A 10,373-nucleotide genomic window follows, 5' to 3' on the forward strand; every position below is an offset into this window, starting at 1 on the left:
TTTTAGGAAGCATGGTATGGGGGTTAGCTTTTAATGCGCTCCCTACTTATGCAGCACCTGTTGGTGCGGTAGCGACAGCGGCGGCTAGTGATGGGGCGAAGACCTCTCCGATGGTGATGTCCGGTACTGCGGGGGAATGGGGGTATCGTTGTCTATTTCCCCCGACTAATCCGGCAGCGGGGCCGCAATTCTGTTTGATGCAGCAAAGCCTAATGATGCAGGGAGAGAGCGGTAAAGCCGAGCCTCTAGGCGCAGTCATCCTCGCTCGCGCGACTGAAAATACGGTAAGTACGCCTCTCTCCAGCCGGCCGTGGCGGATGACAGTTGTGGTGCCGCTGGCTTTCTCTTTATTAACCCAACCGCGCCTCGCTCTGGATGGCAATAGCCCTATTACTCTGCGTTGGCAATCTTGTGTGTCTACAGGCTGTATGGCCTCGCTGGATCTGACTACAGCGCAGGTTGCGGAGTTCAGAGCAGGTAAGAACGGGCATATTATGGTGGATAAGGTAGTGGGTGGTACGTTGACCATCAATTTCGTCATGGATGGCGCCGTTGCCGCATTGGGCCAGCTTGAAAGCTGGATCCATCAGTCCCCGTTTCGCCGTTAAGACATCGGGGAGCAGGGAGAGGGTTAGCCTCGTCTGGTCGCTTTGAGGTGGCCGGTCCCATTTATAATTATGTATCATGATTGTGGCAAATTACAGGGCCTGCGGGTCGCTATAAAGCGATGGATGCTGCCTGCGAGAGAGGATCGAAAAGGACGGGTATGTCTTTTCCTCTGGGGCATCCTCCTGGTTGTGTTATTGTCTAGTCTGACGGAGCCTGGGCGGGCAGAACCTTCAACACCGCCTGTGCTACCTGGCTTACCTGCTGGGCCGGGTTCGGCTCAGGATCAGTTTCAGCGGTTTCGTCAGCATCAGCAGCAGCTAGATTCCCTGCCTCCTCCTACGGCTAATGTGCAGATAGCCCCACAGCCAACGCCGCAAGATGCGTCCCCGGCCTGCATGGTCATTCATAAGATAAATATAAATGGAGCTCAGCATCTCCCTGCTGGAGAGCTTAAACATATCGCCACTGAGTATGAGGGGCGATGCCTTGCGGTAAAAGACCTCAATGCCCTGCTAAATCAGTTGAATGCGGCCTATGTAAAGCATGGCTACATCACCTCTCGCGCTTATCTGCCGGAGCAGACATTAAGCAGCGGTACGCTTACCGTCACGGTGGTGGAGGGGCAGCTTGAGGGGGTGGATATACAGGGTCGGGCACGGCGGTTAGTTGATGTCATGGCCTTCCCTGGGCTGAAGGGCCATATTCTCAATCTGCGCGACCTTGAGGAAGGTGTGGAGCAGATGAACCGCCTGCCCCATTTTGGCGCACAGATGAAGATTAGCCCCGGTACGAAGCCCGGTACGTCCCGCGTGACGGTCAATGCGCCGGAGCAGAACATCCTGCATGGTCAGCTCTGGGCGGATAATAACGGCCAGAAGGCGACAGGCCGAGTGGTTGGTCATGCGCTGCTGAGTGCGGAGAACCCGCTGGGTTTGTTAGATATGTGGTCGGTAGAATATGACCATTCTCTACGCGGGCCGGATCATGGGGCACGAGGTACGTCCTTCCTCTCAGCGAATGGGTCAATTCCCTTTGGATATTGGACATTTTTTGGTTCGTGGTGGCAGTCGCAGGATGCTTATCCACTTTTAGCGGGAACGGATATTTATCACCTTACTGGCTCAAGAATGGACTGGCAGCTCGGGCTTTCTCGTACGCTATGGCGGAATAATACGGGCGTGACTACTGCGCAGGTTTCTTTTGAGCGCAAAAGCTTCGGTTCGCAGGTAGATCATACCAATGTTTGGAGCCAGAGCGGGCGGCAAGCTTACGTAAATGCCAATATTAGTGAATCTCTCCATATCTGGGGGAGTAGCTGGTATATTACAGGCGGGGTGAAGATTGGCATAGACGGAGCGGGGAGTTGGAATTACTACGCCCATCCCGCCTGGAATGAGCCACATCGTGCCTATGTAAAGCCCATGCTGGATATTGATGGTTATGTGCCTTTTGCTGCGCGCTGGCTCTGGCATACCACCATGCATGGGGAGGTTAGCTCTCATGATCAGAACCCGACCAATGAGTTGCAAGTAGGCGGCCCATATACGGTACGCGGTTTTCTGGAGCAGGCGTTTGTCGGCAATAATGGCGGGTACATGCGTAATGACCTCTCCTTTTCACCGGAGACGGATACGCTGAGATGTGGCCCTTACACTGGGTTTTGTCGCGCTTTCTTCAAAGGAGTGCAGTTTTACGGCGCGCTGGATTTTGGCGTGGTGCGCGCCGGCTTTGCCTCGCGTGCGACCCCAGCGGTGTTGAAAGGCGGCGAGATGGCGGGGGTAGGGCTTGGCATCCGTAAGGCAAGCGGGGTGCTCTTTTGGGATGTGATGCTGACCCATGCCATCGCCCGTGGTCCGCTCCCTGCTGAGGGGCTGATTACCTTCTTCAGTGCTGGGATACGGATGTGAGTGAGATGATAGAGAATCAAAAGGTACATGATGACATGGTAGGGCCTTCCCTGTTCCAGCGGATTGTGAATCTCTTTTGTGCCTCTGTGCTGCTCATGGCCTCAACGGCCACACAGGCATTAGCCCAGCAAGCCCCACCGCAGATTGTGGTGGACCCGGCTGGCCATGGTCCCCATCCCGTGCTGGATAAGACCCAAAACGGACTTGACCAGATCAATATCATCCAGCCCAACGGGGCGGGTGTGTCTCATAATATGTTCCGTGCCTATGGGGTGCCTCAGCGTGGTGTAATCCTTAATAATGCTACTCATGATACTCAAACGAAGATAGGCGGTGTGGTGTTGGGTAATACCCAACTGCACGGCCATGCGGCGGGGCTGATCCTTAATGAGGTGACAGGCCCACTGCCCAGCCAGATATTGGGTTATACCGAGGTGGCAGGGAAGCAGGCTGCGGTGGTGATTGCTAACCCGAACGGGCTAACCTGCAATGGCTGTGGCTTTATCAATACGTCTCGTGTCACGTTGGCTACGGGTCATCCAGAGCTGAATAGTCAGGGCGGGTTACAGGCTTTTACCATTGCGGGCGGTACGGTGCATTTCGGGGCGCAGGGGGCTGATTTTGCCACTGTGCCAGTGTTAGACATCTTATCGCGGCGCGTGAAGATTGACGGGCAGGTTAATGCACAGCGGGCTAACCTTGTGCTGGGGCGTAATCATGTAGCTTATGGCAGCAATGCCGTTACACCCTTGGCGGATGATGGGCGCAAAAAGCCGGAATTAGCTGTTGATACTGCTGCGTTAGGCGGGTTGTACGCCAATAGCATCTATATGATCGTTAATGAGGCCGGGGCTGGTGTACGGGTGGATGGCACCATGGCCGCTAATGCCGGTGATATGCATTTGGATGGGCGGGGTAATCTTGTTCTTAATGGCACTATGGCGGCTTCTGGGAATGTGGTGGCGCATCAGACAGGGCCTATCCAGCTTGGCGCACAAGGGCACGTTTATGCCGGGGAGCAGGCGGAGATTCATAGCCAAGATGGGCTAGAGAATGCCGGTCACATTGCTACACAGAACGGTACGTTGAGCCTGCATACAGAGGGCGTGCTGAATAATAAGGGCATTATTTATAGTCAGAATGGTGCGGCCCATCTTCATGGGCATGACATTACCAATAGCGGGCAAATCATTACCGGACAGGATGCTTTGCATCTAGAGGCTGAGCAGCTCACGAATAAAGGCGGGTTGATTTACGGTAATGGAGGGGTTGAGGCGGTTATAGGTCGGCAGATTGATAACCGACAGGGTGTGATACAGGCAAATGCGGGAGACCTGCATTTAGCCACAGCTCAGCTTCTGAATGACGGGGGCGGGTTGGTGGCACTCTCCCCCACTCATGGGTTGGTGATTGACCGGGGAGGTGATGGTACTTCCTCTGCCTCTGCGCGCGACAGCCTGACAGATTTTCAGAATGGCCAAGGGCTTGTGGAGAGTGCGGGGGACCTTCGCCTTGCTGTTACGGGGTTGAACGGCTTGGATCAGCTCATAGCGGGACGGGACCTTACTGTTACGACTGCTTCTTTGGTTGGGCGTGAGGTTTTGCAGGCTGGGCGTAATGTGGATGTCAGCTTGCCGGGGGCTTATAGCATCGCTCAGGGAGGGGGGATTCTCGCGGGGGGAGGTATTCAGCTCACGGCGGGTAGCGTGAGCAATGATGGCGCGCTTTCCGCTCAGGGAGGGGCACTGTCTGTTACGAGTGGGGGAGACCTGCGCAATACGGGGGTGATGGAAGGGGCCAGCGGGGTACGGTTGACCCTACCGGGCACCTTGACGAATAGCGAGGGGGCCATCCTTGCTGATAATGGTAGTATTGCCCTTAGTGGGCCGAATGGTCGGGCTATGGCAGGGCTTTACAATCAATCCGGCCAGATTACCGCCTCTGGGGCTACGAGTGACCTTGTTATTTTGGCGGATCAGCTGAGCAATACTATCCTTAAAGGCACGCAGGTTGCACAATCCCGCCATACCTTCTGGAGCCAGGGCCGGGGTGATGGGGATGCGGATATTGCTGTCCCTCAGGGCCTGTTGAACGCCCAAGGGACACAGGGGACGGGTTATGTGCGGTTGTTGGTTTCGCATAAACATCCCCGTGGGCGTCGTGGGGCTGCCCATGCCTATGAGGAAGAAACCCATACGAGTGCCAAGAGTGCCGAGCCTCTGCTCTCAGCGGGGCAGGACCTATTAATTACCAGTGCAGGCGGCATCCTTAATGATGGGGGTCATCTGGCGGCTGGGCGTGATGTTGCTCTTAGTGGTGGGGCTCTCAATAATATTGGCTATCAGAACGAGCGGCGGTTTTTCCTTTCTTGTGATGACCATGCAGGTTGTAGCTGGGATAGTAGCCATGCCGACCCAGCTTTTACCGGATCTACCCCCGGTGGCAAGAAAGGTTACCGGCCGCCGGCGCAGCAATGGGGGCCGACAGTCCAACTTCCCGGCGTGCAGGGCAGTATTACGGCAGGCCGTACTATAACGGGAGATTTCACTGGGGCGATTAATAACAGCACAAAGATTGCCCATGCTACGGCCCCTCTCTCTGGCCATAGTGCCGTGTCATTACCTGGCCTGCAAAGTGATAAGCTGACCCCGGTTCGTCCCGCTGATGCCGCAAAAGCCCATAACCTTACCTCTCTCCCGGGTTTTAATAGTGGCGATAGACCTACCCAAACCTTGCCTTCCGCAGGGATTAGCGGGGTGTTGGATAGTCTTTCTGCTGGGCATACGCTTTTTGTGCCTAATCGTTCTCCTTCTGTGCATTATCTTTTGGAGACGAACCCTCGTTACGCAAGCTTTGCGGGCCTTCATAGCTCGGATTATCTGTTGGGGCGTCTTGGTCATTCCATGGGGGATTATCGTTTCCTCGGGGATGGTGGGTTTGATGCCCGCTATATCCAGCAGCAGATTGTCTCGGCTACGGGGCAGGTCTTTTTGGGCGGTACGTACCAGACAGCCGACCAACAGATGCACAGTTTGTTGGATAATGCGGCCAATCAGGCCAAGGAGCTTGGTTTAACCTTCGGTGTGGCCTTAACCCCGGAGCAACAGGAGAAGCTGACACATAGCATCGTCTGGTATGTGCCTGTTAATGTAGATGGCCAGATGGTGTTGGCCCCTAAACTCTATCTCGCCCCCGGGGAGGAGCAGCTTGCTTCTGGTGGGGTGATAGCCGCTAAGACGATTACGCTTTCGGCAAATGAGGTGACCAATAGTGGGCTGATTACTGCTCAAGATGGGTTGGGTATTACCGCGATAGCAGGTGATTTAGCCAATCTGGGGGGCAGTATTAGCGGTAATGATGTGGCCTTGGCTGCCCTGCATGGCAATCTGCGCAATGAGAGCGTGCTAAACCAGCAGCGCATTGTAGGCGGTATGCAGGATGAGATGGTCCAGCAAGGCAGTATCCTCGCCCGTGGTAAGGCGCAGTTGCAGGCGGGGCAGGACATCACCTTCAAGGCGGGCAATTTGAACGCTGATGGGGATATTAGCCTCGTAGCGGGGCGTGACGTTACCTTAGGTAGCTTGACGACCCGCGGTGCGGGTGGGGTGAGGAGACATCATTTCACGCAGACGGGCAGTTTTGTGAAGAATTATGGCTCTAGCGTGATGGGCAACGGGGCGGTGGAGGTTGCAGCCTTGGGGGGCGACCTTACCCTAGCTGGTTCTGGCGTGATGGCTGGCAAAGATGCGCTTTTGCAAGCAAAGGGTAATCTAGCTCTTAACGCCGTAACGGACGAGCAACACAGCTATAGCCAGAGCGTCAGCCATAGCTTGTTCCGTAAAAAGACTATCGTCCAGAGTTCTGACAGTACGAATGAGGTTGGTAGCCTTGTCGTAGCGAATGATAATGCTGTGCTGAAATCTGGTGCGGATATGGCCATCAAGGGTACGGTGAGCGGCAGTCAGAATGCAGCACTAACCGCCGGTGGTGCACTGAGCATTGATGCACTGAAGGATACGGCAGCATCTTATTATCAGAAGAAGAAAAGCGGGTTTTCTTTTCATATTTCCAGTGGGAAGACCTCCATCGGTTATGGCAAGTCCCGTACGATACAGACAGCCGGAGGTACAAGCTGGGCAGCGAGTTCCGTTAGTGCTGGTTCGGGCGATTTAGTTCTTCAGGCGAAGAGTAGAGCCGCTATCACGGGTTCTATGATCAATGCCGGGCATGATGTCAGTATTGATGCGTCCTCTGTGGCCTTCAAGGCTGTGGAACAAACTCTGAAACAAACACAGGGCCAAAGAAGTTTTTCTATTGGCGTATCAGCCGGTCTCTCCTCTGATTCGGTTGTGGGACAGATTGTGCAGGCTGCTCTTGCCGCGGGTAAAGCGAAGGGCAAGGGTAGTGCCATGGTGGCCGGAATGGAGGGCGCCCAGGCTGCCTATACGGCTGTAAAGGGGCTGGCGGAGGGAATGGCCCTGATCGGCGTACAGGCGGATATTGGCTTTAAGAAAACAAAAAGTGATTCCAAACAGGATCAGAGCAATGTCATCGGCAGTATGGCCTATGCAGGCAATCAGCTCTCGGTAGTGGCGAGCGGCAATCAGCCTGGTTATGCCGGTGATGGAGTTATCAGCGCGATTGCTGCAAAACTGGAGGCTAAGGATATCAGCCTTGATGCCCAAAAGGATATAGACCTTGAAGCGGGTTGGAACCGCTCTCATTCGGAAATGCGGCGCTCTGAAACAGGAGCGTCTGTTGGGGTCAAATACGATATTGGCGGTGCTCAGAGTGGTTTGAGTGTGGAGGCTTCTGCCCAGCATCAAAGTCAGCGTCAGGAAAGCAATCAGGCGACGGCGGTTGATACAACGCTGCATGCTAGCAATAGTGTTACATTGAAGGCTCATGACAGCACCATCCTGCGCGGGGCGGAAGTACGCGGCAGGCGCGTGGACGTAAAGACAGGCCAGTTGACCATCACTAGTTTGCAGAACACTTCTGACTTCAAGAGTGTGACAACGGCCATTAGTGGAGGTGTGAGCATTCCCATCCCGGGGATGGGCGCGGGAATGGCTAGTGGTAACGCGAGCTACCAGCATCAAAAATTAGTGGACCAGTATGCGTCCACCGGACAGTTTCTCTCAGGGATTTATGCTGGTGATGAAGGGGTCGGTGTTGATGTTGCAGGTAACACGAGCCTAACAGCCGGAGTGATTACCAGCACGGCAGATAAAGCGAAAAACCATATTACGACCGGAAGCCTAACAAGCAGGAATCTTGAAAATATCTCTCGCTGGAAGTTGGAGAGTGAGGGATTCCAGGTCGGTTTGGGCGGAGCGGGGCAGGGTAACACGACCAGCTGGCTTGGGCAGGTTGGCCAGGCCATGGCGGCAAATTCGATGTCGATGCTGGGTGGTGGACGGGACTACAATAAAAGTAGCATTAGTCGCTCGGCCATTAGCGATAATATTACTATCAATACAACCCGCCTAAGCGGTGATTTGAGTCGGGATACCGCTCATGCCAACGGCGCTTTTGCCAATAAGTTTAATGCGCAGAAACTCCAGAATCAGATGCAAGCGCAAAGCTTGGGTACCCAGCTTGTGGGGGAGGTTGTTGGTAGTGCGTTTGAGGCAATTGACGATGCTCGGGCACCAGCACGTCGTGAAAATGGAGATAAGTCGGCACAGCAAAAAAGTTCTAGCAGCACAGGGCTTTTCTCTGAGGATGGCGTGTTTTCTGGGGAGAATATCGCCCGTAGTCTGATTGAGGCAGGCGGAACTGCAGGAGTTGCTGCGCTGACGGGGGGCAATGTCGGGGCAGTTGGGCTGGGAACATTAACAGGCAAAGCGTTTGCCATGGGGATACGTCCTCTGGCGGAAGCAGCTGCTTCTGGTCTGGCGGGAGGGAATAGGACGTTACACGACAGTCTTGCCCACCTGATTGAGAGTGCGGCGGCCTCGGCTGGTGGAGCAGTTGGTGGCTTGGTGGCTGGTGGTGGCAGTGCCTCTGTCAATGCGCTTAATGGTGCTGCTGCAGCAGGCGCGATTGAGCAATATAACGATCAGGCTCATGAGAAAAAAAGAGAGGAAGAGGAAAAAAGGCGGGAGGAGCAGGAGAGAGGTGTTGAGGCACATGGTGTAGAGAATATACATGTCACAGCTCCGCGGCGTCATAAGCTAATGAGTGAGGACGAATATCATGTTGCCTCTGCCGTTCTTGGGGGGATTGGTCTGTTGCCGATTCCGGGTCTGGGTGAGGCTACTGCCGTTCTCGCTGTTGGGCTTGATGTGGTAACTGGCCATTATTCGAATATACTTCCCGACGCTCTAGGTGTTGTTCCAGTCTTGCATGAGGTAAAAAGCGCAACGAAAGCAGTAGAATTTGGAGTAATTTTTGGGGAAAAAGTTGCGTCCAAAGTTGAGCGTTTTTTAGGATTAGGGCGTGAAGAGCCTGCCTTGGGGTATGCAGGTCAGACTTTGTCTGAGGTGCGTGGTGCAGAGGAAGGTAATAACGAGAATGCTGTTTACAGCATACGACAGGACAGAGAGTCGAATGCGGAAGCAGGTGGAATAAGAGGGGCGAGAGGTGGAGGTAGTGAAAGAGAGACAGATAGTGTTCATAATATTGAAGAATTAATGGAGCGTCCTGGGTTTGGAGAAACATTGAAAAAGAATTCCACGAAAACGGGCAGACAGTATAATGGTTCTAATATTTATAGGGCTGATAAAAAAATTAAAGATGAGAATGGGGTTACGATTCTAAAAAAAGGCGATCAGTTTTATCTTGATTCCCTTCATCAAGATCATTTAGAAGTTTTTTCGAAGAAAGGAGATTTAGAAAATGTTCTTAATCTAGATGGAAGTGTGAATGGAGATAAGTTTCAAAAAGCTTTTCAGGATAATAGAAAGTTAAGAAAATGATGCATAAATTAGTTGAATATATAATTTGTAGAGCAAGGGATAAAGATATTTCTGAGGGGCTTATGGATTCTTTCTCCTCTTTTGGGGATGAGATGAAGCAATCTATTATTTTTTTTAAGGAAATTAATAAAATAAGTGATTGGTATGCTGTAGATGATTTGCTTTCGCCAGTAGTTAAATTTGCCTCTAATTTATCAAGGGTAATAAGTTTTTATGGAGAACTGCATGATGCTATTCAGCATTTATTAGATATTCATGAAAATGACTCTTCATCCTATGAGGTAAATTTTGGTGAATTGTATAAAAATATTTTATTTGAAGATAATAAGAATCTTGATGTTATCTGTTTTCAGAAGGAGTTGGAGATTTTTTATGGCAAACTTTCTTCATGCAGGAATAGTTCATTTTTGAAGAATTTTATCTTTTTGGAGGATGAATTTACATCTTTTTACAAAAAAGAAAAAGATCTTCAGATGGCAATTAATGTATTATTCTCAGAGGAAGCAAAACATAGTGATTTTTATGATGTCCCCTTTTTGTATAATATTAATTTTTTCCTCATTAGGGTAAGGGATTTTCTTCTTTCATGCCGGATTTCCATATGTTCTTTAGAAGAATATATGTAATTCATCGATTATGTTATTGGACATCTAAGTTTTTCAATATTATTGACACGTTTAAATCTGAGCGTAGGTGTGGTGTTGGTATTGGCGTATCTTCGGGAGCTTTTAATGTTGTGGAATAGACGTTGAAATAAATACAAAATCAAAGCAATGTTATTAGCGGCCTCGGCTGGTGTGGGGGGGCGGCTCTTTTTGTTAAGGTGTTTAACGGAGTTGCTGCCGTGAATGTAAATAAGCTTCAAAGAGCTGCTTTGGGGAGGAGAAGGTTAGGGAAATGATGTATAAATTCGTTAGACATATAATCTTTAGAG

Annotated in this window: 4 protein-coding genes; all 4 read left to right on the forward strand. The window is 51.8% G+C overall.

The window, feature by feature from the left end:
- Positions 1–608: invasion associated locus B family protein (locus tag GM556_RS08430; protein ID WP_230873369.1), on the forward strand; the 608-nt coding region annotated here is incomplete at its 5' end.
- A gap of 189 nt (positions 609–797) precedes the next feature.
- Positions 798–2,516, forward strand: coding sequence for a ShlB/FhaC/HecB family hemolysin secretion/activation protein (locus GM556_RS08435; protein WP_266137962.1), 1,719 nt, complete (start codon positions 798–800; stop codon positions 2,514–2,516).
- A 35-nt stretch (positions 2,517–2,551) separates the two neighbouring features.
- Entirely contained in the window at positions 2,552–9,439 is a 6,888-nt protein-coding gene (locus GM556_RS08440) for a hemagglutinin repeat-containing protein (RefSeq protein WP_196424802.1), read from the forward strand.
- Positions 9,436–10,065 (forward strand): hypothetical protein, encoded by a 630-nt coding sequence (locus tag GM556_RS08445; protein ID WP_155579827.1) that lies wholly within the window; start codon positions 9,436–9,438, stop codon positions 10,063–10,065. The genes GM556_RS08440 and GM556_RS08445 overlap by 4 nt, the downstream gene beginning before the upstream one ends.
- Positions 10,066–10,373 lie beyond the last annotated feature (308 nt).

Origin of the sequence: Bombella sp. ESL0378 (genome assembly GCF_009725845.1) — a bacterium.
GTDB lineage: Bacteria > Pseudomonadota > Alphaproteobacteria > Acetobacterales > Acetobacteraceae > Bombella > Bombella pollinis.

Excerpts from the sequence above, each read along its gene's own strand:
- GM556_RS08440 (WP_196424802.1), top strand. The coding sequence starts at position 2,552 with ATGGTAGGGCCTTCCCTGTTCCAGCGGATTGTGAATCTCTTTTGTGCC.
- GM556_RS08445 (WP_155579827.1), top strand. The coding sequence starts at position 9,436 with ATGATGCATAAATTAGTTGAATATATAATTTGTAGAGCAAGGGATAAA.